This is a genomic window from Oscillibacter sp. PEA192 (assembly GCF_003574015.1).
Lineage (GTDB): Bacteria > Bacillota > Clostridia > Oscillospirales > Oscillospiraceae > Oscillibacter > Oscillibacter welbionis.
The window spans coordinates 1,890,985-1,915,079 of record NZ_AP018532.1 but is presented as its reverse complement, the minus strand read 5'-3'; the positions used below and the strand labels follow the sequence as shown (position 1 = coordinate 1,915,079).

Annotated in this window: 24 protein-coding genes; 17 read left to right on the top strand and 7 right to left on the bottom strand. The window is 62.7% G+C overall.

Annotated features, from left to right (window positions below; all coding sequences use genetic code 11):
• The first annotated feature begins 19 nt into the window (after positions 1 to 19).
• The 3 genes from DN611_RS09450 to cysK all read left to right on the top strand — a co-directional run bounded on the left by DN611_RS09450 (position 20) and on the right by cysK (position 2,450).
• Positions 20 to 517 carry an RNA polymerase sigma factor gene (locus DN611_RS09450; RefSeq protein ID WP_036627189.1) on the top strand — a complete coding sequence of 166 codons (498 nt, stop codon included), beginning with the start codon at positions 20 to 22 and terminating at the stop codon, positions 515 to 517.
• Positions 514 to 1,356, top strand: coding sequence for a DUF3298 domain-containing protein (locus tag DN611_RS09445; protein ID WP_119311165.1), 843 nt, complete (start codon positions 514 to 516; stop codon positions 1,354 to 1,356). The genes DN611_RS09450 and DN611_RS09445 overlap by 4 nt, the downstream gene beginning before the upstream one ends.
• 164 nt (positions 1,357 to 1,520) lie before the next feature.
• Positions 1,521 to 2,450 carry a cysteine synthase A gene (gene cysK / locus DN611_RS09440; protein WP_025543958.1) on the top strand — a complete coding sequence of 310 codons (930 nt, stop codon included), beginning with the start codon at positions 1,521 to 1,523 and terminating at the stop codon, positions 2,448 to 2,450.
• Positions 2,451 to 2,508: 58 nt separating this feature from the next.
• On the opposite strand, the gene DN611_RS09435 is transcribed toward cysK, so the two are convergent.
• Complete coding sequence (locus tag DN611_RS09435; RefSeq protein ID WP_025543959.1) at positions 2,509 to 3,303, bottom strand: TIGR04255 family protein; 795 nt, start codon at positions 3,301 to 3,303, stop codon at positions 2,509 to 2,511.
• 60 nt (positions 3,304 to 3,363) lie between these two features.
• A complete protein-coding gene (locus DN611_RS09430) occupies positions 3,364 to 4,158 on the bottom strand; it encodes a cell wall hydrolase (protein WP_025543960.1) in 795 nt (264 codons plus the stop codon).
• Positions 4,159 to 4,337: 179 nt separating this feature from the next.
• On the opposite strand from DN611_RS09430, the gene DN611_RS09425 reads away from it, so the two are divergent.
• The 6 genes from DN611_RS09425 (at position 4,338) to DN611_RS09400 (ending at position 9,641) form a co-directional block, all read left to right on the top strand.
• A complete protein-coding gene (locus tag DN611_RS09425; protein ID WP_119311164.1) occupies positions 4,338 to 4,691 on the top strand; it encodes a PadR family transcriptional regulator in 354 nt (117 codons plus the stop codon).
• Entirely contained in the window at positions 4,688 to 5,815 is a 1,128-nt protein-coding gene (locus DN611_RS09420; RefSeq protein WP_119311163.1) for a DUF2812 domain-containing protein, read from the top strand. Before DN611_RS09425 ends, DN611_RS09420 begins: the two co-directional genes overlap by 4 nt.
• Positions 5,816 to 5,833: 18 nt before the next feature.
• Entirely contained in the window at positions 5,834 to 7,009 is a 1,176-nt protein-coding gene (locus DN611_RS09415) for a DUF2812 domain-containing protein (protein WP_119311162.1), read from the top strand.
• The gene (locus DN611_RS09410; protein WP_119311161.1) at positions 6,960 to 8,150 is read left to right on the top strand and encodes a DUF2812 domain-containing protein; all 1,191 of its coding nucleotides are present in this window, start codon (positions 6,960 to 6,962) and stop codon (positions 8,148 to 8,150) included. The genes DN611_RS09415 and DN611_RS09410 overlap by 50 nt, the downstream gene beginning before the upstream one ends.
• 24 nt (positions 8,151 to 8,174) lie before the next feature.
• Positions 8,175 to 9,392, top strand: coding sequence for a DUF2812 domain-containing protein (locus tag DN611_RS09405; protein WP_119311160.1), 1,218 nt, complete (start codon positions 8,175 to 8,177; stop codon positions 9,390 to 9,392).
• A 66-nt stretch (positions 9,393 to 9,458) separates the two neighbouring features.
• Positions 9,459 to 9,641 (top strand): DUF6774 domain-containing protein, encoded by a 183-nt coding sequence (locus tag DN611_RS09400; RefSeq protein WP_021748458.1) that lies wholly within the window; start codon positions 9,459 to 9,461, stop codon positions 9,639 to 9,641.
• Positions 9,642 to 9,700: 59 nt separating this feature from the next.
• Here the strand turns inward: DN611_RS09400 and DN611_RS09395 are convergent, their stop codons facing one another.
• The 5 genes from DN611_RS09395 to DN611_RS09375 form a co-directional block, all read right to left on the bottom strand.
• Complete coding sequence (locus DN611_RS09395; RefSeq protein WP_021748271.1) at positions 9,701 to 9,952, bottom strand: hypothetical protein; 252 nt, start codon at positions 9,950 to 9,952, stop codon at positions 9,701 to 9,703.
• 12 nt (positions 9,953 to 9,964) lie between these two features.
• Positions 9,965 to 10,333 (bottom strand): RidA family protein, encoded by a 369-nt coding sequence (locus DN611_RS09390; RefSeq protein ID WP_119311159.1) that lies wholly within the window; start codon positions 10,331 to 10,333, stop codon positions 9,965 to 9,967.
• A gap of 60 nt (positions 10,334 to 10,393) precedes the next feature.
• Positions 10,394 to 11,653 (bottom strand): dicarboxylate/amino acid:cation symporter, encoded by a 1,260-nt coding sequence (locus tag DN611_RS09385; protein ID WP_119311158.1) that lies wholly within the window; start codon positions 11,651 to 11,653, stop codon positions 10,394 to 10,396.
• 46 nt (positions 11,654 to 11,699) lie between these two features.
• Positions 11,700 to 12,869, bottom strand: coding sequence for a MalY/PatB family protein (locus DN611_RS09380; protein WP_119311157.1), 1,170 nt, complete (start codon positions 12,867 to 12,869; stop codon positions 11,700 to 11,702).
• 244 nt (positions 12,870 to 13,113) lie between these two features.
• The gene (locus DN611_RS09375; protein ID WP_025543966.1) at positions 13,114 to 15,162 is read right to left on the bottom strand and encodes a sigma-54 interaction domain-containing protein; all 2,049 of its coding nucleotides are present in this window, start codon (positions 15,160 to 15,162) and stop codon (positions 13,114 to 13,116) included.
• A 191-nt stretch (positions 15,163 to 15,353) separates the two neighbouring features.
• Between DN611_RS09375 and DN611_RS09370 the strand changes: the two genes are divergently transcribed.
• The 8 genes from DN611_RS09370 to srtB all read left to right on the top strand — a co-directional run bounded on the left by DN611_RS09370 (position 15,354) and on the right by srtB (position 24,019).
• The gene (locus tag DN611_RS09370) at positions 15,354 to 16,631 is read left to right on the top strand and encodes an L-cysteine desulfidase family protein (protein WP_119311156.1); all 1,278 of its coding nucleotides are present in this window, start codon (positions 15,354 to 15,356) and stop codon (positions 16,629 to 16,631) included.
• A 492-nt stretch (positions 16,632 to 17,123) separates the two neighbouring features.
• Positions 17,124 to 17,822, top strand: coding sequence for a response regulator transcription factor (locus DN611_RS09360; RefSeq protein ID WP_119311154.1), 699 nt, complete (start codon positions 17,124 to 17,126; stop codon positions 17,820 to 17,822).
• On the top strand, positions 17,819 to 19,855 hold the full coding sequence (locus tag DN611_RS09355) for a sensor histidine kinase (RefSeq protein WP_119311153.1): 2,037 nt from the start codon (positions 17,819 to 17,821) through the stop codon (positions 19,853 to 19,855). Before DN611_RS09360 ends, DN611_RS09355 begins: the two co-directional genes overlap by 4 nt.
• A 152-nt stretch (positions 19,856 to 20,007) precedes the next feature.
• Complete coding sequence (locus tag DN611_RS09350; protein ID WP_119311152.1) at positions 20,008 to 21,447, top strand: aminoacyl-histidine dipeptidase; 1,440 nt, start codon at positions 20,008 to 20,010, stop codon at positions 21,445 to 21,447.
• A gap of 127 nt (positions 21,448 to 21,574) precedes the next feature.
• Positions 21,575 to 22,006: a PPC domain-containing DNA-binding protein gene (locus DN611_RS09345; RefSeq protein WP_119311151.1), complete on the top strand. Its 432-nt coding sequence runs from the start codon at positions 21,575 to 21,577 to the stop codon at positions 22,004 to 22,006.
• A complete protein-coding gene (yfcE, locus tag DN611_RS09340) occupies positions 22,003 to 22,551 on the top strand; it encodes a phosphodiesterase (RefSeq protein ID WP_119311150.1) in 549 nt (182 codons plus the stop codon). Before DN611_RS09345 ends, yfcE begins: the two co-directional genes overlap by 4 nt.
• A 14-nt stretch (positions 22,552 to 22,565) precedes the next feature.
• Positions 22,566 to 23,270 carry a DNA alkylation repair protein gene (locus DN611_RS09335; protein ID WP_119311149.1) on the top strand — a complete coding sequence of 235 codons (705 nt, stop codon included), beginning with the start codon at positions 22,566 to 22,568 and terminating at the stop codon, positions 23,268 to 23,270.
• Positions 23,267 to 24,019, top strand: coding sequence for a class B sortase (srtB, locus tag DN611_RS09330; protein ID WP_021750077.1), 753 nt, complete (start codon positions 23,267 to 23,269; stop codon positions 24,017 to 24,019). Before DN611_RS09335 ends, srtB begins: the two co-directional genes overlap by 4 nt.
• Positions 24,020 to 24,095: the final 76 nt, after the last annotated feature.

Genomic DNA, 24,095 nt, shown 5'->3' with positions numbered 1-24,095 from the left:
AGAACGAACGGAAAGGACCATGAGAAACGTGTCACATATCCTGGAAAAGCAACTGACCGACTATCTCGTAACGGATCAGGCGCGGTTTTACCGACTGGCGTACAGCTACCTGAAAAACAGGGAAGAGGCTCTGGACGCGGTGCAGACCGCCGTCTGCAGGGCACTGGAGAAACAGGGGGAGCTGAAGGAGCCGGAGGCCCTCCGTGCGTGGTTTTATCACATTCTGGTTCACGTGTGCATGGACGTGCTTCGCAGCCGAAAGCGGGTGACGCTGATCCCGCCGGAGGCACTGGACGCCGGCAGCTATGAGGACCCTCTGCCTTCGGACGGCACGCTAGCCCAACGGGTGGACGCTCTGCCGCCAGAGGTGGGGACCATCATCAAGCTGCGGTTCTATGAGGACCTGTCTCTCAAGGAGATCAGCACCGTCACCGGCTGGAATCTGAACACCGTGAAAACCAGACTGTACACCGGCTTGAAGAAATTACGGATATCAATGGAAGGAGATCAATTATGAACGAATTCAAGCGTGCACGAGAAGAATATGAGTCCACCCCCATTCCGGAGGAGCTGGACGCCCGGGTCCGCGCAGGCATCCGGCAGGGCAGGACCAGCAGCCGTAGCCGCGGTTATAAGGTGGTCCGGCGGACTGCGGGCAGCGTGGCCGCCTGTCTGGCTGTGCTGATGGCGGGCCTGAATGTCTCCCCGACCTTCGCGGCTGCGGCTGCGGATGTACCGGTGCTGGGCGGGCTGTTCCAGGTCCTGACGATCCGGGACTATGAGACCGTGGAGAACGGCATCGACTACAAGGTGACCGTCCCCGGTGTGGAGTCTGAGGGCGACCTGGCCGAGAAGGTCAACGCGGAGATCCAGGAGCGGGTGGACGCCCATCTGGCCCAGGCTCAGGCGGACTGGGATGATTACAAGGATGCATTCCTGGCTACCGGCGGCACCGAGGAAGAGTGGGCCGACCGGGAGATGAACGTGCTTATCGACTACGAGATCAAGAGCCAGACCGACACTACGGTCTCCTTTGTGGTGGATTTCGCTGAGGGCTGGGTCGCTGCCATGCAGCAGCGGTACTGCTACAACCTGGACCTGGCCAACGACAAGGACATCACCCTGGCCGACGTGCTGGGCGAGGACTGGGTCGGCATCTGCAATGACGCCGTAAATGCGAAGATCGCGGCGGATGAGAGCGGCCTCTTCTTCACCCCGGAGCAGGGCGGCTTCACCACTGTGGATGACGCCACCTCCTTCTATCTGAATGAGGACGGCTCTGTGACGCTGGTGTTCCCCGAGTACAGCATCGCCGCCGGTGCCGCCGGGATTGTGGAAATCCCCGTGGTGGCCTGAGTATACCATCTCAAAGCGGCCCGCCTGTCGGCGGTCCGCTTTTTTTCTTCCATATCCTATAAAAATGCTATGAATTAAAGGCGGATTTTCGGCAAATGGTCCGTTGCAAACCCGGTGCGGCAGGTGTATCATGAGGCTATTCATTCAGAACGGAGGGATTTCCAATGCCTATTTATCACAGCGTCACTGAGCTGATCGGCCGCACGCCCTTGCTGGAGCTGTGCAATTACGAGCGGAACCACGACCTGAAGGCCGTGCTGTTGGCCAAGCTGGAGTGCATGAATCCCGCGGGCAGCGCCAAGGACCGGGTGGCTGCCAACATGATCGCCCGGGCGGAGATGGAGGGCCGTCTGGCTCCCGGCGGCACCATCATCGAACCTACCTCCGGCAACACCGGTATCGGTCTGGCTGCCGCAGCTGCGGCAAAGGGCTACCGTGTGATTCTCACCATGCCGGACACCATGAGCGTGGAGCGCCGGGCTCTGATCGCCGCCTACGGCGCGGAGATTATCCTGACGCCGGGAGCGGCGGGCATGGCGGGTGCTGTGGCCAAGGCGGAAGAACTGCATCAGTCCATTCCCGGCAGCATCATCGCAGGACAGTTTGAAAACCCCGCCAATCCAGCGGCACACGAGAAGACCACTGGCCCTGAGATCTGGGCGGACACGGAGGGGAAGGTGGACATCTTTGTGGCCGGGGTCGGCACCGGCGGCACTGTCAGCGGCGTGGGCCGGTATCTGAAGGCACAGAACCCCGCTGTGCGCGTGGTGGCCTTTGAGCCCGCTTCCTCGCCCCTGCTGACGGAGGGCCATGCGGGCCCCCACGGCCTTCAGGGCATCGGCGCCAACTTTGTGCCGGAGAATCTGGACCGCAGCGTCCTGGATGAAGTCCTCACGGTCACGGATGCGGATGCCTACGCTACGGGCCGGGAGCTGGCCCGGACTGAGGGCATTCTGGTGGGCATCACCTCCGGCGCCGCCGTGTGGGCAGCGGCCCAGCTGGCCCGGCAGCCGGAGAACGCCGGCAAGACCATCGTGGCCCTGCTGCCGGACAGCGGCGAGCGGTATCTCTCCACCCCCATGTTCCAGAAGTGACAACATGTACAAAAAGCCCGGGAGACGTCCGTACACGTCTCCCGGGCTTTTTCGCAGATTATCCGGCCTCCATGGCGTCCCGGAGCCTGTCGGTGACAGCACCTTCAAACAGGCGGGTGGAGTGGCCGTGGAGCGTCTCCAGCGCACCGGCGGCCAGGGTGCAGGGGGTGTTTCCGGTCATGGACAGATCCATGTCAAAAATGAACTTCACCTCCGGGTCCTGGGGAACGCCGGGGGCGTTCCGCTTCACCACACCGGGGCCCGCGTGGACCTTGGCCTGACAGCTGGAATCCAGCTTCAGCGTCAGATCACAGGCGCAGTTGAGAAAGCGGTCCTCCGGGAGCTCCGCCTCCTGCATGGGAGCGGTGTAGGCAGGAGAGAACAGCTCCGCCCAGCGGGCACCCTCCAGCCCCAGCCGGGCACGGGAGAAGATGTTCACATACCGCAGGCCCACCCGCTGGAAATAGGCGGGCTTGTACAGCCGGATAAAGGCGGCCAGCGGCTTGTCCAGCTGGCGGGCAAACTCCTCCCACCCGGGATAGTGGAGGGTGGACAGAGCGATGAAGTCCTTGGTGAGATTCAGCTTCCACTGGTTGTCCTCGGAGACGAAGTTGTGATTGGTCACCGGAGGCTGCTGCTCCACCTTGGGATTGGGGCTGCCCAGCCCGGTGATGCGGGGCGGCGCGGCGTCCTGGCGCCGGGCATACTGGGGGAACTCCGCGCGGATGGCCTCCTGAAAATCGGCGGGCTCCACGCTGTTGATGGTGAGAATAGACGGGAACCGCAACTGGCAGATGACCTCATGGGCCGGGGCGTTGCGGTAGTGGGTCCGGGGATGATCGGAAAACAGCATGTGGCTTGCTCCTTTGCTTCTTGATGGCCCTATTTTAGCCCCCTGGCTGAGAAATGTCAATTACAGGTAGAACCGGTGGCAGCCGATGGTCTTGAGATACGCCCGGTTGGCGTTGATCCAGGTGCCCTGGGACAGGGCGGGCGCGTAGAAGTAAAGAGCCTTGCCGGCGGTGTTCTCGCCGTTCAGGACCCGCTTGGCCGCCTCCACGGATTTGGCCGTGGGGGGCAGGTACACTGTGCCGTTGGAGACGGGCGTGAACTGGACATCGTGCTTGCGGTCAAAGATCACGGCGGGAATGGTGTTGGGGAACTCCTTCGCCGCAACCCGGTTCAGCACCACATTGCCCACGGCGATCTGGCCGGTCATGTTCTCGCCCCGACTCTCGGCGCTGATGATGCGGCTGAGCCAGTAAAGGTCCATGGCGTTGTGATCCGCGCCGGGAGAGGTCACCGCCGCGCCGCCCAGCTGGGGATCCCAGGCCACGCTGCCGCCCAGGGCGGTGGCCAGAGTCCGCAGGGGGATGTAGGTCCGGCCACGCTCCACAAAGACCTTGCCGCTGTATGTACGGCCGTTGACCGTCACGGTATTTCGGGACGGGTTTGCGGTGACGGACTGGCTGCCGGAGGCGGCGGCAGCCACCTTTCGGCTGCTGTCCCACCAGACGCTCCAGCCGCCGAAGGCATCCAGCAGTCCCCGGAGGGGAACATAGGTCACGCCGCTCTGCAGGTAGTTGACGCCCTGACTCAGAACGGTGCCGTCCACCTGGACGGGCACCACCCGGCTGGGGGCCGCCTTGACGGTGGCGCAGGTCAGGGTAAGGGCGGCCAGCAGGCCGCAGAGAAGTTTTCGTTTCATGGGGAAAATTCGTCCTTTCTGGTTTGTCGCTGCTGTACAAGAGCATACAGGAGGGAGGGGGCGGGCTGCAACCCTCAAAACATTCCAGAGCTGGAAGCGAACAGACAGCTTGACAATATCGTGCAACGATATTATAGTGAACCCAGAAAGTATCGTGTTTCGATATTAGGGGGGATACCATGGCCAGGGAGCCGCTGAAAGTCCTGACGGAGAGCATGTTCTATGTGCTGTTGAGCCTGCTGCGGCAGGAGCGGTGCGGCACGGAGATTGTCCGGTATGTGGATGACGCCACCGCCGGTCGGGTACCCCTGGGGCCAGGGACGCTGTACACGATTCTGGCAAAATTTCAGGAGGAGGGCTTGATCCGGGAGGCGGCGGTGGAGGGGCGGAAGCGGACCTACGCCATCACGGACCGGGGCCGGGCCCTGTTCCGGCAGGAGCTCTCCCGCCTGCGCCTCTGCGTGGCCGATGGCGAGCGGGAGGAGCTGGCGTCGGAGCGGCTGCTGCCGGGGATGAGAGAGGAGGCACCGTGAAAAAGCGTTTTCTCATGCCGGAGGCCTATTGGGATACCGCCCTTCTGGAGCGGTGGCTGGAGGAAAAAGCTGTCCAGGGCTGGCGGCCGGTGTCGTTTTCTCGCTATGGCAGCGGAAAGTTTGAGTCGGCGGAGCCCAGGAAGCTCCGGTATCGGTTGGAGCCCCTGCGGACAGAGACCTATGACGCCCAATGTGAGCGGGAGGAGACTTACCGGGAAATGGGGTGGGAGCCTGCCGGCGTCCTGGGGGACTATCGGGTCTATGCCTGCGCGGACCCACAGGCGCCGGAGCTGTTTACAGATCCCTCTGCCCTGTGTCTGACCTGGGAGAGGCAGCTGCGGCTGTTCCGGCGACATAGGCTGATCTCCATGGTGCTGATTGTTGTCTGGACGATCTTGCAGTTTCGCAGCCTCTGGGAGAGCGGCCAGCCGGTGGATGTGTTCCTGAAAGGGATGTGGGCTGTGTGGCTGCTTGCGGTGGTCTGTGCCCTGGAGTGGCTCTGCGGCAATCTGCGGGCGCTGCGGGGCGTTCAGCGGATGCGCCGCCAGCTGGAGGCGGGGATGGCGCCGGATACTGAGGACCTGGATGCGTCGTTACGGCGGCGGAGGCGGCAGAATCTCGTCTCCTGGGGGATTTGCGGACTGGTGGCTGCACTTGCCGTATCTGTATTCGGCAGCCAGCAGGAGATGCCCTTGTCCGACGCGCCGGAGCCCTTGCCCTATGTCTCCATGGAGGCAGTGGCCCCGGAGGCCGCCGCCCTGCCCTTGGATTCATCTGTTTACCGGGAGAGACGGAGTCTGCTGACGGATCACCGGGAGGTCAGCCAGTTCCGCTGGGATTTTAAAGCGTCCCTGTGGGCCGGTTTCGACCGGGTGCGGTTCACCTTCCTGGCGGAGGCCCTGTATCGGGAACGCTTAGCGAATTTCTTGGACACTTGGTCCGTGGTAGAGGTCCGGGAGGTGGCGGACAGCCGCTTTGACCAAGCGGTGGTGATCGACACGGGTAAAAACCGATGCTTCATCGGCCGGATGGGGCGGGCGGTGCTGATGGAGCGGGTGCGGACAGACCGGGACCTGATGGACCACCTGGACGACTTCGTCGCCGTCCTGGCGGAGTTTCAATAGAAAAAGAGGGGAAACGCCATGCTGAAGCTGATGCCCATGAACATTTACGACGTAGCCGCCCAGCAGGCCCGGATGGAGGACCAGGCCGCCCGGGGGTGGTTTGCCGTCTCGGTTCCCGGTATTTTCTTCCTGGCGGTCTTTGAGAAGGGGGAGCCAAAGGCTGTTCGCTACCGACTGGAGCCTGCCCCAGTAAAGGAGAGCTGCCCGGACCCAGAGCGCCTGGCGGCCTACCAGTCTATGGGCTGGGAGTATGTGGACACCTCCGGCAAGTCCATGCACCTGTGGCGGTGCGACGATCCCGATGCGCCGGAACTCCACACGGACCCGGAGACAGAGGCCCAGGCATATGACCGGCTGTTCCGCCGCCAGCAAAAGGTGACGCAGTTCTGGGCCGCGGTCACGGCGCTTCTGGCGGTGCTGGCGGTACAGACGCTTCTGACAGAGAGAACCCTTCTCGTATGGAGTGTGCAGGAGTGGAAGCCACTGTGGCGGGAGGCCGCCTATTGGGGCTTTCTGCTGGCACTCGCATTGGCGGCGTTCCGGCAGTGGTGGTCTCTACGACGGTATCTGCGGCCTTTGCGGGCGGGAGTACCCGTGTGCCACAGGCGGCCTTACCGGCTGGCCTGCGGATTGTCCCTGGCGATCATGCTGCTGTGGGGAATTTACATCGCATCACTCTGCGCCGATATGGCGGACCCCAGATCGCGGCCCTTTGAACCGGCGGAGACCTTTGACGAGCCGGTCCCATATATCACGGAAAAGGGATTGCAGGAGGTCCAGGCCATCCACTGGGACAACTGGCTTACCACAGACCAGTGGTGGACCTTTGAGGGCATGGGCGACTGGGAGATGGAGAACCGCTACTACCGCCTCCGTTTCCCCTGGCTGGCGGACGATCTGGTAGACGGCATCTTGGCGGACTACCAGGAGAAAGGCTGGCCCGTCATGGCCTGGCAGATCCCCGGACTGGACGAGACCTGGGTGTCCACTCGCGACGACTACGGGTATTGGTTCCTAGTGGTCCGGCTGGGGGATCAGGTGTGGAGCATCTCCACAGGCACCACGGAGCCAACGATAGATCTGGCGGAGCGGCACGCTGCCGTCCTGGCGGAGGTTCAGCAGAAAGAGAGGGGGGGAGCGATCTATGAGCGGTCGGCAGGAATACAGGGAGTTCCGGCCTGTGGAGCTCTATGACGTGGCTGCTGTGGAGTCCTGGCTGGAGGAACGGGACCGGGAGGGCTATCACCTGCTGCGGTTCCGGGGGCTTTACGGAATCTTTTATCAGGATTGCTCCGTCGCTCTCAGCCGCTACCGGCTCCAGCCCCTGTTGCGCAAAGAGAAGTCTCCGCCGCCGGAGATGACGGATGCCTACAGAGAGCTGGGGTGGGAATATGTCTGCACCTTGGCGGGGACCTTCCACATCTGGCGCTGCGGCGACCCGGCCGCCCCGGAGCTGGACACGGACCCGGTGGTCCAGAGCATGGGGTACGGGTATCTTGAGCGAAAAATGCGGCGCCATCTGCTGCGGCTGCCCGCGATCCTGCTGGTGTGCCTGGGGATCTGTGTCCTTCCCTGGTTCTGGGGCGCCGGGGACATGCCTCTGGTGGATCAGCTGGAGCATGCCCTGCCGGGCGAGGGACTGTTCTGGCTGCTGATGGCGGCGGCCGCGGTGGGGGTCGAGCTGCTGGACGCCTTCCGGATGCGCCGGCTGCTGCGGTCGCTGGGCACCGGCGTCCCTCTGGAACGCCCCAGATCCTGGCGGCTCCAGAAACGGGTCACGCAGGCGGTAATGGTCCTGATTTGGGCGGGCGTCCTGATATCCTGGCTGCTCCCGGATGGCGGAGATCCCCATTTCACCCGGTCGGCCATGGACGGGGACGGCGAGCCGCTGGCGGAGGTGGTGTATGTGGATCTGCGGGAGCTGGAGGGCTCGGAGGAGCTGACCGGTTTTTCCGCTGAGCGCAAGTCCCTGCTGTTGGCACCCCGGATGTACTGGACCCGGCAGTCCACGGAAGGCCCCGGCGGCCCGTTGAATCTGATCTCCGGCAACACCTCGTATTACCGCATGGGGACGGAAGGGCTGGCCCTTCGGGTGGAGGAAGAGCTCAAGACCTGGCAGGAGTGGTTCGGCGGCGGGGAGCCGGAACGGCTAAAGGTCCCCGGACTGGACAGCTTCTGGTGGGCCGGAGATGAGCAGCTCTCCCGGCGAGAGGATCCGTGCCAGTGCGTGGTGGCCCGGCGGGGAAACTGCGTGCTGATGTTTTCCTATACCGGGCACAAGGACCTGCGGATACAGACTGACTACTTCGCCGCCGTTCTGATGAAATTTCAGTAGATCAGCGGAGAGGGGGAGAGGAGAATGGGCGCTGAAAACAGACATGGGCAGAGCTCCTATCGGAAGAGCTGCCCCATCAGCATCTACGACGTGGCGGCGGTGGAGACCTGGCTGGAGGACCTGGCCCGCAAGGGGGAGAACCCCGTCTGCTTCACGGGCAGCCGGGTGGACCTGCTGCTGGACGAACCGTGGGAGTGCCGCTTCCGGCTCCAGCCCCTCCAAAGGTGGAAAGAGGCTTTGGACCCGGAGCGGGTGGAGGCATACCGGAGCATGGGCTGGCGGCTGGTGGGGCAGCTGGGGCCCTTCTGGGTCTGGCGGTGCGATGACCCGAATGCCCCGGAGCTGGACACGGACCCGGTGGTCCAGGGAGAGGGATACCGATACTTAAAGCGGCGGATGATCTTCCGCACAGTGGGGGGCGGGCTGATCTGGCTGGCAATGACGGCGTATTTCATCCTGGCGGTGGCGCTTTCGGTTGCTTCTCTGGAGAACATCCTGAGAAACGCCAGCTGGCTGGGCTTTGTAGCCGCGCCGCTGGTGGCTGCGGCGCTGCTGACCATCTTGGGGGTGCAGCTCTGGCTGGATGCCCGGAACACTTGGCGGCTGTGGAAGACTCTGACGGCGGGTGTCCCGCTGGAGAGGCCCAAGCCATACCGCCGTCAGCTGCGGCTGGGACAGCTGGCGTGGGGCGCTGCACTGGTCATATCTGTGCTGAATCTGGTGGTCAGCATTCAGAATCTGGACGGCAATCCCTCTGGTTGGGACCATGCGGCGCGGACGGTTTATGAAGCGGGGGAACGTCCGCCGGTGCAGATGGTTCTGGCGGACCTGACAGCCCTGGACGGCCTGGAGCCTTTGCGGACAGAGGTGCAGGAAAAATCCCTTCCCATCGCGCCGGAGATGTACGCTGCCCGCCAGTCTGCGGTGCTGCCCGACGGGGAGCAGGCTTTTCTCCAGACCGCGTATTACCGTATGCTGACAGCCGGATTGGCCCGGACCCTGACGGCAGAGCTGGCCGAGAATCGGGCCGGCTTTCTGGACAGCCGGCCGGAACTGCCGCTGGACCCAATAGAGGCCCCGGCTCTGGACGGCTTCTGGTGGGCAGAGGAGGCGGACGGAATCGGAAGTCCTGAACAATTCGCCGTGCTCCGGCAGGGAAAACAGGTTCTTACCCTTTGGTACACCGGCTCTGCGGACCTGCGGACAGAGACGGCGTATCTGACCTCTTTGCTGGAGAAATGACACGCCGCCCCCGTCAAGAAATCCCTCGCCGCCTCATACACTGTTCACCAGGGAGGGGGCCGAGGGATGGATGCCTATGATTGGAGCACAGGAGTCTACGCCACAGCGGTGGCCATGGCAAAATGCATGACCACGGAGGAGCTGTCCCGCACGGCGATCCTGCTGACCCAGCTGGGCACCACTCTGGGCACCCTGGCGGCCCTGCGGCAGATGGAGGAGGGCGGTACAGGAGCCGTCACGGAGGTTTGAAGAACAGCAGAAACCCGGCGGGGGACCTTTCAGGTCCCCCGCCGGGCTTTGTGATCGCTTTATTTCAGCACGTCCCCGAGATCCAGCGTGACGGTGCCGTCCTCCAGGACAAAGGCGGGGATGCCGATGCCGCCGTTTTTCTTAACGGCCTCATAGTGGGGATCGCTGTCCCGCAGGGCCAGATAGGCCTTCAGGTCCGGCAGGCTGGCGGAGAGATTCTTGAACTCGATCTCCGCCTTGACCTCGGACAGGCGGTTCAGGGCGTACAGGGTGTCGGGGCACAGGTGGCTTCCAATGACAGTGACTTTCATCTGATACCTCCGTTACTTCAGCGCGATGGCTTCGATCTCGCAGAGCACGCCCTTGGGCAGCTCCCGCACGGCCACGCAGCTGCGGGCGGGCTTGGAGGTGAAATACCTGGCGTACACCTCGTTGAAGGCGGCGAAGTCGCCCATATCCGCCAGGAAGCAGGTGGTCTTGACAACTTTGTCAAAGCCGGAACCGGCAGCCTCCAAGATGGCGCCCACGTTCTTGCAGCTCTGCTCCGCCTGGGCGGAGATACCTTCGGGGGTAGTGCCCGTGGCGGGGTCCACCGGGATCTGACCAGAGGTGATGACCAGATCTCCAAAGGCGTAGCCCTGGGAATAGGGGCCGATGGTGCCGGGGGCGTTCTTGGTTTCAATGACGTTCATGTGAAAAACTCCTTTTCTAAAATTGGATAGCTGATAAAATCAATCTGGAAAGCGCTGGAATCAGGCGGTCTCCTTCTTGGCGGCCACAGCCTTCACGAGCCAGTCCTTGCCCTCCACCAGACGGGTGACGATCATGGAGGCGATGGTGTCGCCGGAGGAGTTCAGGCAGGTGGCGGCAGGGTCGAAGATGAAGCCCAGGGTGGCGATGATGGGGAATGCCTCGGCGGGGAAGTTGAACATGCTGACAATCAGCATCTCGCCCACCAGGCCGCCGCCGGGAGCGCCGGAGAGCACAAAGGCGGAGAGAATGGCCACAACGATGGCCATGGCATAGGTCTCCGCGCCGACGAAGTCCTTGCCGAAGACGCCGTACAGGAAGGCGATCTTCACGATGGAACTGAGGACGGAGCCGTCCATGTGCATGGTGCAGCCCATGGGCAGCACCAGGTCACTGACGTCCTTGGGCACGCCGATGTTGTCACAGGCCTCCTTGTTGACCGGAATGGTGGCGGCGGAGGACTGGGTGGCAAAGGCTGTGATGGCAGGCGGGAAGATGTTCTTGACCATCCGCTTCACGCCCAGCTTGCCGCCGGCCAGGAAGGCATATAGCGGGAAGAAGATCACCGCATAGAGCAGGCACAGGGGATAGTAGACCAGCATGGACCGGCCGTAGTCACCCACGATCTCTGGACCATAGGTGGCAACCAGGTTGGCAAAGTAGGCGCCCAAGCCGATGGGAGCGATGAACATGATGACGCCCACGAACTTCATGATGATGTCATTCAGGTTGTTCAGCAGCTTGCCCATAGGGCTCTCGTCGCCGCCGCAGGCGGACACGCAGAAGCCGAAGATGATGGCGAAAATGATTAGGGGCAGCATGTTGGACTTATCCCACAGGTCGGAGAAATCGGACACAGTCAGGGAACTGACCAGCAGTTCGCCTGCGCTCTGGGCCTCGCCTACCTCGCCGGTGGTCAGCTGGATGGAGGCGCCTGCGGAGGGGCTGAACAGGTTGACCCAGGTCAGCACGCAGGCCGCTGCGATCAGGCCGGTGAAGATGAAGGTGCCGACGGTGGAACCCAGGATCCGGCCCAGGCGCTTCATGTTGGCCATGCTGCCCACTGCGGAGGCGATGGACACAAACACCAGAGGAACCACAATGGTGAACAGCAGATTCAGGAAGATATCGCCGATGGGCTTGATGGTGGTACCCACAGAGGGCGCGAAAGCGCCGATCAGGGCGCCGATGGCGATGCCGCCCAGAATCAGAATCAGGCCTCCGTACTGCTGCCAGAAGCTCTTCTTTTGAATGGTTGCCATGTTCTTTCTCCTTTTCCCTTATTTCTCTGCGCGCTCTTGCTGGGGATTACAGGCTGTTGACAGCGGCCTCCAGCTGGCGCATGGCCTGTTCCAAAGTGGCGCGGGGGCAGGCGGCGTTCAGGCGCATGAAGCCATTGAGGCTCCGGCCGAAGGAGCAGCCGTCGTTGAGGCCCAGCTTGGCCTTCTGGATCATGAAGTCGTGGAGCGCCTCATTGCCCATGCCCAGCTCCCGGCAGTCCAGCCACATCAGATAGGTGGCGTCGGGGGCATAGGTCTTGATCTTGGGGATGCGCTTTTCACAGTAGTCCACCACATAGTCAAAGTTGGCGGAGAGATAGGGAAGCAGCTGGTCCAGCCACTCCTCGCCCTGGTTGAAGGCCGCCTCCATGGCGGTGAGGGAGAAGGCGTTGTTCCGGTGGATATCCATGTTCATCCAGAACTTGTCAAAGACCTCCTTTTTGTGCGCGTTGGGGAACACCACCGTGCTGGCCTGCAGGCCGGCCAGGTTGAAGGTCTTGGTGCCAGAGATGCCGGTGATGACGTTGGCGGCGATCTCGGGGGACAGGGTGGCAGTGGGGATGTGCTTTTTGCCGTGGAAGATCAGGTCGGAGTGGATCTCGTCGGAGACCACCAGCACGTGATGCTTCAGGCACAGTTCCATCATCCGGCGCAGCTCCTCTTCCGTCCAGACATGGCCCAGGGGGTTGTGGGGGGAGCACAGCAGGAACAGGTCCGCCTGCTTCAGTTTCTCCTCAAAGTCTGCCCAGTCAACGGTCCACTTGCCGTCCTTCTCCACGAACTGATTCTCCAGAACCTTGCGGTTCCATGCCTCGGTCATATCATAGAACTCGGAGTACACCGGCGTCTGAATCAGGACGCTGCCACCCTCCGGGGTGAACAGCTTCACGCAGGCGGACAGGGTCTGCACCACGCCCAGGCTGAAGCTCATGAGGGACTGGTCGATGTCCCAGCCATTGCGGCGCTTCTGCCAGCCCCGAATGGCCTCAAAATAGCTATCCGGCCGGGCGGTATAGCCCCAGATGCCCTCCTCGGCCCGGGCCTTCAGGGCGTCGATGATGGGCTGGGCGGTCTTGAAGTCCATGTCCGCGATCCACAGGGGGATCACGTCCTCTGTGCCGAATTTCTTCTTCCGCTCGTCATACTTGGCGGAGTGGTTCCCGGAGCGGTCCACCACCGCGTCAAACTGGTAGGTCATTGGTATCCATCCTTTCTGCGGCGTTCTTGTGCGCTGATGCTTTGTTATATAGCAAAATATATGCCAAAAAAGCGGGAATTACCGAGGAAACGGAAAAAGAATTTAAAACAGAGGAGACAATCGGAAATTCTAACCAAAAATCTCCGGGCGGGTTTGGCAGATAAGCCAAACCCGCCCGGAGCCGTATTTTGGTACCGGTTTTCTCAAATTTGCTTTCAAATGGTTTTATTGGTTGATCTAAATATCAAATTCGACCAGTTTCGTATAGCTGCCGGCCCTCCGGCGTCAGCTGGCTGCCGCCCCGCCCCCTGCTGACCCGGACCAGTCCCTGGTCTGCCATCTGGGCCAGAATGCTTCGGATTTCCTGTTGGGAAGTGGGGACAAAAGCATCCCGCGCCAGCTGCAGCAGCCGCTCCCGGCCGATGGGCTGTCGGGCCTCTGAGGCCTGATACAGCTGTTCCAGCACAAAACGGAACACATCAGAAGAAGGCTGCTGCGGCGTCTCCGGCAACTGCCGGATCGGCGCCTGCGGGGCTCTGTGGAACACGGTGGGGGGCAGGTCCTCCATGGTGATGGGATCGTGGCCAGTGTAGAGAAAGTACTCCACTACGTTCCGCAGCTCCCGGATGTTGCCCGGCCAGGAGTAGGATTTCAGAAAGCCCCGCACCTGGGGCGTCAGGCGGAAGCTGCCGCCCAGCTCCTTTTGGAACTGCTCCAGGATCAGGAACAGATCGTCCCCCCGCTCCGACAGGGGCGGGATGACGATGGGCAGGGTGCTGAGACGGTAATACAGATCCCGGCGGAAGGTGCCCTCCGCCACCTTCCGCTCCAGAGACTCGTTGGTGGCGGCCACGATCCGCACGTCGATGGGAATGATGGAGGTGCCGCCCACCCGCATGATCTCCCGTTCCTGCAGGACCCGGAGCAGCTTGACCTGAAGAGCCGGACTCATGCCCTCCACCTCGTCCAGAAACAGCGTGCCCTGGTGGGAGATCTCAAGCAGGCCCAGGCGGCCGCCCTTTTTGGCGCCGGTGAAGGCCCCTTCCTCATAGCCGAAGAGCTCGCTCTCCAGCAGGTTTTCCGGGAAGGCCGCCACGTTGATGGCCACGAAGGGCCCGTTCCGCCGCCGGGAGGCCCGGTGGACCGCGTGGGCGAACAGCTCCTTGCCGGTGCCGGTCTCGCCGATCAGCAGGATGGGGCTCTCGCTGACAGCCATCCGCCGCAGCACCTCCTTGGCCTTCTGGATGGCATCCGACTCCCCGATCACATCCTCAAAGCCGTACTTGGCGCGGTAGCCCTTGTGAAGCAGCTGGTTGCGCAGCTGGCTCTGCCGGGCCTCCACGTCGTTGAACCGCTGCAGGATGGCAAACGCGCCGATGCAGGCCCGCTGCCGCATCACCGGCACTACCTCCGCGCTGACGTTGATGCCGTTGAGGCGGATGATTTTGGCAGGCAGCCGCTCCCGCTCCTGTAAACATTTCGAGAAGGGGAGATAGGGGAAGACCTGAGAGGCCGGCTTGCCCATCACCAAGTCGGCGCTGGTACGGGTGATTTCCTCCGCATGGCGGTTGCAGGCGAAGACCTCGCCCCGTTCGTTGACGCCCACCACGCCGTCCTCCAGCGTCTCCATTAAAATATGGAATTGGCTCTCGAGCCGGATGGAGCGGGCGAACATCTGGTCAAAGCTGTAATTGCTGGTTGCAATCGATTGGAAATAGGTCTGGAACTTCTCCGTCTCCAGCAGATGCTCCAGCCCCAGCCGCAGGGCGATCTCGATCATCATGCCGGAGGTGCAGGCCCGCTGTCCCACGTCGATTTTGGTCTCGATCTCCTCCGGCACATAGCGCATCTCGTCCGGTGTCACTGCGATGTGCACATCCCCCGGCAGCTCTGCCCCGGGATAGAAGGGAATCCAATGGACGTGGGTGATGCCGAACTGCTCCAGCTGGGCGATGGCCTCCCGGGCCATGGTCTCCGTCATGTTGACAAACAGCACCCGGCTGCCGGCGGGCAGTTCCTTCAGCCGCCGCAGCTCCTGCCAGCGGAAGGAGGCCTGCACCGCCATGGTCTGACTGTCGATAGGCACGTGGCGGGCCAGCTCTTCCGGCGACCCAAAGGCGTCCGTGGAGGCGGCAAACAGATCCGCATGGGGCAGCATGCCCATGGCGCTCCCGTCCATGACGGAAAACACCGAGACATCCGCCACCTCTCCGAACAGGCCCTCCACATCCCGCCCATAGGAGCGGGCAGCTCTGGGGTCCAGCGCAATGATGGAGATTGCCTTTTTTTCCACGCAGCTCACCTCCCAATTAACCATTTACTTTGACCATTTTCCCATAATTCGCTCTCCTTTACAAGGGGGAGAGGCTGTTTTTTCAGGAAATTCACGGGGGAGGCAGTTGGCACGAAATTTGCTTATCTTATCAGGTTGAATATGTTGCGGGCCATTGGAGATTCGCCTGGATACAGAAAGGAGCTTCCCTCATGATTACGAAAGAAGAACTGCTGACCCTGCTGCGGCAGGAGGTCGTCCCCGCTCTGGGATGCACGGAGCCGGTGTGCGTGGCCCTGGCCACCGCTGACGCCAGCCATGCCATCGGCGGAGACATCGTCTCCATCAAGGTGGAAGTCAACCCCGGCATCTATAAGAACGGCATGAGCGTGGGCATCCCCGGCTTCTCCCGGGTGGGGCTGAAGTACGCCGCCGCTCTGGGCGCCTGCTTGCATAACCCGGAGAAGAGCCTCCAGCTGCTGGAGGACATCACCCCCGCCGTCAGCGACGAGGCCATCCGGCTGGTGGAGGGTCGCCATGTGGTGGTGATGATCAAGCAGGAGGAGACACAGTTGTATGCCCGGGCAGAGGTAATCACCACCGCCGGCATCGGCATCAGCGAGATCCGGGGTACCCACTCCAACATCGTCCTCACCGTGCGGAACAACGACGTGCTGGTGAAGAAGGAGTATGCGGCCGGTGGACAGGATGAGCTCCATGAGCGGCTGGCTCCCATGACTGTGGCGGAGATCCGCGCCCTGGTGGACCAGTGCAGCGAGGAGGAGCTGGCCTTCATGCTGGATGGCATGGATATGAATGAGAAGCTGGCCGGCTTCGGCCTGGAGCACACCCTGGGCGTTGGCATCGCCACGGCCCTGAAGAAGGCAGACCTGCTGGGCGACAGCTTCGCGGCCAACACCATGCTGCGGGTGGCCAGCAGCGCCGAGGGCCGCATGAGCGGCTGCCCCTACGCCGTTATGAGCAGCGCCGGCAGCGGCAACCACGGCATCACTGCCATCATCCCTGTGGTGGAGCTGGCCAAGCACCTGGGCTCCTCCAAGGAGCAGCTGGAAAAGGCGCTGGCCTTTTCCCACACCCTGAACGTGTATATCAAGATCTTCACCGGCAAGCTGTCTGCCACCTGCGGCTGCGGCGTCTCTGCCGCCACCGCCTCCGCCGCGTCCATGGTGTGGCTGATGGGCGGCAGCGATGAGCAGATCGGCAAGGCCATCATCAACATGAGCGGCAACCTCACCGGTATGATCTGCGACGGCGGCAAGATCGGCTGCGCCCTGAAGCTGGCTACTGCCACCAACGCCGCCATCATGTGTGCCCAACTGGCCATGAGCGATGTGGTGCTCCAGTCCACGGACGGCATCTGCGGCAAGACGCCGGAGCAGGCCATCCGCAACATGGGCCTGGTCAGCACCCCCGGCATGGTGGAGACCGACAAGACCATCCTGGACATCATGATGAAGAAGGACGCCTAAATGTATGCGCCTGCGTCCTTCAAAGCCGCCCGGCGGGAAACTCCCGCCGGGCGGCTTTTTTCCGGGGTTGATTTTTCCGGCGAAATCCCCTACCATAGGAGTATCTTAAGCAGCGCGGTGCGCTGCGGAAAATGGAGTGAACAGGACAGCCGGGAGGAACTGCTGATCCCTTCTGCCAGGAGACCGTCCGCATCCCCGGCCCCTCCGGCCGGGAGCAGGGGGTGGCAGAACTGGTACAGTGGGAAGATGGAGGAATCCGGCTTCGACGAGGTCCAGACAGACCGCTGCGGCAGCGTGCTGGGGCGGATCCGGGGCAGGCGGCCCCCGCCCGTATGGGCGGGGGCCGCTCCGTGCGTTCAGAGATTCCCGTTTGTCCGGCTGTGCCGCCCGGCGGAAGGCGGCACCGAAAGCGGTCTTCATAAAATCTTAAGAAGTTTCCCGGTTTTTTATTAAACCGCCATCCGGTATCATGGAAGCCAAGGAGGGAGCCCCATGTATAACATCCTGATCTGCGACGATGAACAGGACATCGTCAACGCGCTGAAAATCTACCTGGCCAATCCGGACTACCATTTGCTGGAGGCCCACACGGGTCAGGAGGCTCTGGATGCCCTGGAGCGGAAGGACATCCATCTGGTGCTGCTGGACATTATGATGCCGGAGATGGACGGGATTACCGCTTTGGCAAAGCTCCGGCAGGTGAGTAACGTGCCGGTGATCCTGCTGACTGCCAAGAGCGAGGACACGGATAAGATCCTGGGCCTCAACGTGGGGGCAGACGACTACATCACCAAGCCCTTCAACCCGGTGGAGGTGGCTGCCCGGGTCCGCAGCCAGCTGCGGCGGTACTTCCAGCTGGGGAGCGGTGCACTCCGGCCGGAGGTGCTGACCCTGGGCACTATCCAGATGGACGACCGGGAGAAGACCGTCGCCGTGGATGGGGATCCGGTAGCTCTGACGCCCACGGAGTACGATATTCTGAAGCTGCTGCTGGAGCACCCGGGGCAGGTGTTCTCCCCCAGGGAGATCTACCGGAAGGTATGGAAGGACGCTCCCTTCGGCAGTGAGAACACAGTGGCGGTTCACATCCGCCACCTGCGGGAGAAGATCGAGATCGACCCGGCGGAGCCCAGATACTTAAAGGTGGTCTGGGGCCAGGGGTACAAACTGGAAAAGGGGATGCGGGCATGAAGGCCATCGAACAGAACATCGAAAAGGAGATCGCCCAGGCGGTGATGGAGGAGCAGCCCATGCAGCCTCCGGCACCGAAACGGAAAAAGAGGCTCACGGAGAGTACGGCGGCCAAGGTCATAGCCTTTCTGCTGATGCTGGTGATGACCGCCGTTACCGCCGGCGGTGTGCTGGGCGCGGTGTTTTTGTACAGCACCGACGTCTATGTCACCAGCGAGACGGCTTTCAAGCAGGAGCTGTTTTCCAATATCGCCTGGGGAGACGGGCAGACGCTTCTCAATTTCCTGATCTGGAACAGTGAAGAGCAGGTATACCAGATGAATACGGAAGCAGCAGACAGCTACTGTGCGGAGCGGAACATCTCTTACGTCATGGTACAGGATAAGACCGGCAGGGAGCTCTGGTACACGGGGCTTGCAGAATATGATAGTCCGTGGCAGTTCAGATTTTCCTATGACTGGGCAAATCCGGAACGGCCCAGCGCCGGCGTTGTTGAGAACGCTTATACCGTGCGGATTACAGTGCCGCTGTCCTCTGTGTTTGTTTATGACGACGACTACGCCCTGGCCAACCGGCTGGCGGAACTGGCCTACGCCCTCCGCTACTGGATCTACGCCATCATCGCTGCTGCGGCGCTGCTGGTGACAGTCTGCTTCATCTTCCTGCTGTGTGCCGCCGGGCACCATCCTTACGTGGACGGCGTCCGTCCCGGCTGGGGGACACGGATCCCACTGGACCTTCTGACGGCGGCGGTGGCACTGGGGCTGTTCTTGGGCATCCAACTGGTGGTGGAGGCCAACTTTGGAGGCATTGGCGTGGTGCTGGCTGTGGTACTGGGTCCTGCCGCCCTGGCGGGCGTCTTTACCGGCTGGTGCATGTCCCTGGCCCTGCGGCTCAAACTGGGTGGCTGGTGGAGGAATACAGTGGTCTATGTGGCCCTCCGCTTGCTCCGCCGTGGCGGCGGGGCGGTCCTTCGGGCCCTGGGCAGCGGCCTCCGGGGCGCAGCGCATGGGCTGGCGGGACTGCTTCACAACGTCCCCCTGGTGGGCAAGACCGTGCTGGTGTTCCTGGGCCTCTGTGTCCTGGAGGGCCTTGGGATCCTGTTCAGCATGTTCGCCTGGAGCTGGGGCCTGCTGGCGCTCCTGTGGATCTTTGAGAAGCTCCTGCTGCTCCTGGCGGTGCTGGCTTTGGCCCTCATGTGCCGGAAGCTGCTGCTGGGCGGCCGGGCTCTGGCCGCCGGGGACCTGAGCTATCAGGTGGACACCAGCCGGATGGTGCTGGACTTCAAATCCCACGGCGAGGACCTGAACCACATCGCCCAGGGCATGGCGGCGGCGGTGGACCAGCGGATGCGCAGCGAGCGGATGAAAACGGAGCTCATCACCAACGTGTCCCACGACATCAAGACGCCCCTGACCTCCATCATCAATTACGCGGACCTCATCGGAAAGGAGCCCCCGAACAGTGAGAAGATCCCGGAGTACGCGGCTGTCCTCACCCGCCAGTCCGAGCGGCTGAAGCGGCTGATCGAGGATCTGGTGGAGGCGTCCAAGGCCTCCACAGGGAATCTGGAGGTGAATCTGGCCCCCTGCCAGCCTGGCGTGCTGCTGACCCAGGCGGCAGGGGAGTACGAACAGAAGCTGAAGGACGCGGGCCTGGACCTGGTAACCCGGCAACCGGAGACAGCGGTGACCATCCTGGCGGACGGCCGACGGCTGTGGCGGGTGTTCGACAACCTGATGAACAACATCTGTAAGTACGCCCAGCGGGGCACCCGGGTGTACCTGACGCTGGAGGAGCGAGACGGCCAGGCGGTGATCTCCTTCAAAAACACCTCCCGGGCGCCGTTAGATATCCCGGCGGAGGAACTGCTGGAACGGTTCGTCCGGGGAGACGCCGCCCGAGGCGGCGAGGGAAACGGCCTGGGCCTTTCCATCGCCCGGAGCCTGACAGAGCTCCAGAAGGGCACCCTGGAGCTGACTGTGGACGGAGACTTGTTCAAGGTGGTCCTGCGGTTCTCTGAGCTTTCGTGAGAGACAGCGCACGGGGAAGAGGCACCGGCAAAATGGCCGGCGCCTCTTCTGTTTTTCCCAATCGGCTTGCGCCGCCCCTGGGAATGGGATATACTACAAGGCGGAAACAGACGGCGGCGCCGGGAGAATGGCCCGCCGGGAAAGGAGTGTTTATGCGCGTGTTGGAACAGTTGGAGCCCCAGGGGGTGTTCCGCTTCTTTGAGGAGCTGTGTGCCATCCCCCACGGCTCCCGGAACTGCCAGGCGGTCAGCGACTGGTGCGCAGCCTTTGCCAGGGAGCGGGGGCTGGAGTGCCATCAGGACCAGGCGGGGAACGTCATTATCATCCAGGAGGCCACGCCCGGGTATGAGGCGGCGGCACCCGTCATTCTTCAAGGCCACCTGGATATGGTGTGTGAAAAAGAGCCCGGCTGCACCAAGGACATGGCCGGAGAGGGCCTGGACCTGCTGGTGGAGGACGGCTGCGTCCGGGCGAAGGGCACCACCCTGGGCGGCGATGACGGCATTGCGGTGGCCATGGCCCTGGCGATCCTGGACGATCAGGCGATCCCCCACCCCCGGCTGGAGGTGGTCCTCACCACGGACGAGGAGATCGGAATGCTGGGAGCGGAGGCCCTGGACGCCGCGCCTCTCCGGGGGCGGAAGCTCATCAACGTGGACTCCGAAGAGGAGGGGATCTTCACCGTCAGCTGCGCAGGCGGAAGCATGGCCCAGTGCACTCTGCCCGTGACCCGGGCGCCCTATGGCGGCGCGGCGCTGGAGGTGACGGTCCGGGGGCTTGCCGGGGGGCACTCCGGCACAGAGATCCACAAGGGCCGGGCCAATGCCTGTGTGCTGCTGGGCCGATTGCTCCAGGCCATGGCGGAACGGACGGAGCTGCGCCTGGTGACGGCGGCGGGCGGCGGAAAGGACAACGCCATCGCCGTGGAGGCGTCCGCCCAGGTGGTGGTATCTGACGATGCCGTCGCCCGGCAGGCGGCGGAGGCATTGGCCGCGGATCTCTCCCGGGAATATGCCGCAGCGGACCCGGGCCTCCGCGTGGAGGCGGCGCCCTGCACCGTGCGGGAGACGCCTATGGACTGGGCGTCCACAGAGCGGGCAGTCTGCATGCTCACCTGCCTGCCCAACGGCGTCCAGGCCATGAGCATGGAGATCCACGGTCTGGTGCAGACCTCGCTGAACCTGGGCATCCTGGCTGCGGAGCAGACGGCCCTGACGGCCACCTTCTGCGTCCGCAGCTCCCTGGGCAGCCAGAAGGAGATGCTCCACCGTCGCCTCCGGACCCTGATGGCGCAGCTGGGGGGCACTGTCTCCATCTCCGGGGATTATCCCGCTTGGGAGTACCGGCAGGACTCCTCCCTGCGGGACCTGATGACGGAGGTCTTTCAGGAGCAGTACGGCCGGAAGCCAAAGATCGAGGCCATCCACGCGGGCGTGGAGTGCGGTATTCTGAGCGGCAAGCTGCCGGGGCTGGACTGTGTGTCCATTGGCCCGAATCTGCTGGACATCCACACCCCGCGGGAGCGGATGGAGATCGCCTCCGTCCAGCGGGTGTGGCGGTTCGTGCTGGAAGTGCTGAAGCGGTCCAAATGAGGCGCAGGGGCGCGGCGGAAGCCGCGCCCCTGCACATTGTCGCCGGAAATCCGTTGTACGCGGCGCCGTTCCGTGGTACAATAGCCGCAAAGCCGCCGGAGACGGGGGCAATCAGGGAGGGAACATCATGTATCATTGTTTCCGCCTCCGCCGGGGGCAGGATTTGTACGAGGAGATCGAGGCCTATGTGAAGGCGCATCATATCGCCGCCGGGGCAGTGGTTTCCGGTGTGGGCTGCGTCTCCCGCTGGCGGCTGCGGGACGCGACCGGTGTCCGGGTGCGCAGCGGAGAGGAGGATGTGGAGATCGTCTCCCTGATGGGCACCGTATCGGAGTACGGCTGCCACCTTCACGCCAGCTTCAGCCGGGAGGACCTCTCCGCCTTCGGCGGCCACCTGCTGCCGGGGTGCACGGTGAACACCACGGCCGAGATCGTACTGGCAGAAATCCGGAGCTGCGTGTTCACCCGCCGGCCGGACAGCGAGACCGGTTATGAGGAGTTGGAGATTGGGCCCGCATACCCGGAAGAGACACGAAACGACAGGAGAGAAGAACGATGAACGTATGGATCGCGTCGGACATTCACGGCAGTGCCCTGTACTGCCGGAAGCTGCTGGACCTGATGGAGAAGCGGGGGGCGGACCGCCTGGTGCTGCTGGGGGACCTGCTGTACCATGGCCCCCGGAACGACCTGCCGGAGGGATACGATCCCAAGGCGGTCTTTGCCATGCTGAACAGCGTGAAGGACCGGATCCTCTGTGTCCACGGCAACTGTGATGCGGAGGTGGACCAGATGGTGCTGCACTTTCCCATCGAGGCGGACTTCCAGGTGGAGGAGCTGTGCGGCAGGCGGCTGTTCCTGACCCACGGCCACCATTTCAATGTGGATCAGCGGCCCTCCCAGACCCTGCTGGACGGGGCGGGGTATGTGGTCTACGGCCACTTCCACGTGCCCATGAGGCGTCTGGAGGACGGGGTGTGGTATTGGAACCCCGGCTCTGTTTCTATCCCCAAGGAGAACAGCTGGCACGGCTGTATGCGGATGACGGAGGACGCCGTCCAGTGGCTGGATCTGGACGGCAATTTGAAGGACGAGCTGCGCTGATGGGAGGCGGGGATATGACGGACATCCAAACTGCGCTCTTTGCCCTGCGGGACCCGGCCTATCAGGCTTTTCAGAGCAAGCTGATACCCACCATAGACCCGCAGACGGTGATCGGCGTCCGGATGCCGGCTTTGCGGAAGCTGGCCCGGGAAATCGCCGGAACGCCGGTGGCAGGGGGCTTCCTCCAGGAGCTGCCCCACCGCTATTATGAGGAGAATAACCTCCACGGCTTGCTGATCTCGGCGATCCCGGACTATGACGGTGCCGTGGCGGCGCTGGAGACATTCCTGCCCTATGTGGACAACTGGGCCACCTGCGACCTGTTGAGCCCGAAGGCATTCCGGAAGCATCCGCCGGAGCTGCGGAAACAGATCCGCCGCTGGGTGGAGGATGCGCACACCTATACTGTCCGCTTCGGCCTGGGGATGCTGATGAGCTTTTATCTGGATGAGGGGTTTCAGATGGAGGACTTGGATCTGGCTGCCGGTGTCCGGCGGGAGGAGTATTACGTGAAGATGATGGCGGCTTGGTATTTTGCCACCGCCCTGGCCAAGCAGTACGACGCGGCGCTGCCCTATCTGCGGCAGCGTCGCCTGGACCGCTGGACCCACAACAAGACCATTCAGAAGGCTGTGGAGAGCTATCGGATCACGCCGGAGCAGAAGGACGAGCTTCGCAGCCTGCGCTGGAAGGACTGCGCAAAGGAGGAGGGGGTATGAAGGGCCGGAGCTGCGGGCTCTTTCTCTGCCTGTTTCTGGGCATTGCCTGCTTCAGCGGATATCAGGTCCTGCGGATCCTGCACGAGTACCGGGTGGGAGCAGACGCCTATTTCAAACTGGAGCAGTTTGCGTCCCTGCCCCCTGCGTCGGAGGAGACGGAGGAGACGCCGGCAGAGCTGGCCTGGCCGGAGGTGGACTTCACGGCCCTGGCGGCGGTGAATCCGGATGTGACTGCCTGGCTCTACGGCCCGGACACCGGCATCTCCTACCCGGTGGTCCAGGGGACGGACAATGACTATTACCTGGACCATCTCTTGGACGGCACGGCCAACAGCGCCGGGTGCCTTTTTGTGGACACATCATGCCGGCCGGATTTTTCTGGCCGCAACACGGTGATCTACGGCCATCGGATGAAAAACGGCACTATGTTTGCCGCCCTGGGGAATTATCAGGAGCAGGTCTACTATGACGCCCACCCGGTTTTTCTGCTGGTGACACCGGAGGGGCGGTATGTGGTGGAGCTGTTTTCCGGCTACGTGGCGGACACGGCGGAGAGTGCCTGGATGCTGGATTTCTCCGATGAGCAGGCGTACCTGGCCTGGCTGGAGGAGGTGGGGGAGAAGTCCGCCTTTTCCAGCAAGGTGTCACCCAGGGCAGAGGACCGGGTGGTGACGCTCTCCACCTGCAGCTATGAATTTGAGAATGCACGCTTCGTCCTCCACGGTGTCCTGCGGCCTGAAGAGGAGTGAAAACCCCCTATTGAAAAAATTTGAAAAATCGAAAAATAAGTGTTGACATTTGGCGATGATCTTGTTATACTTATCA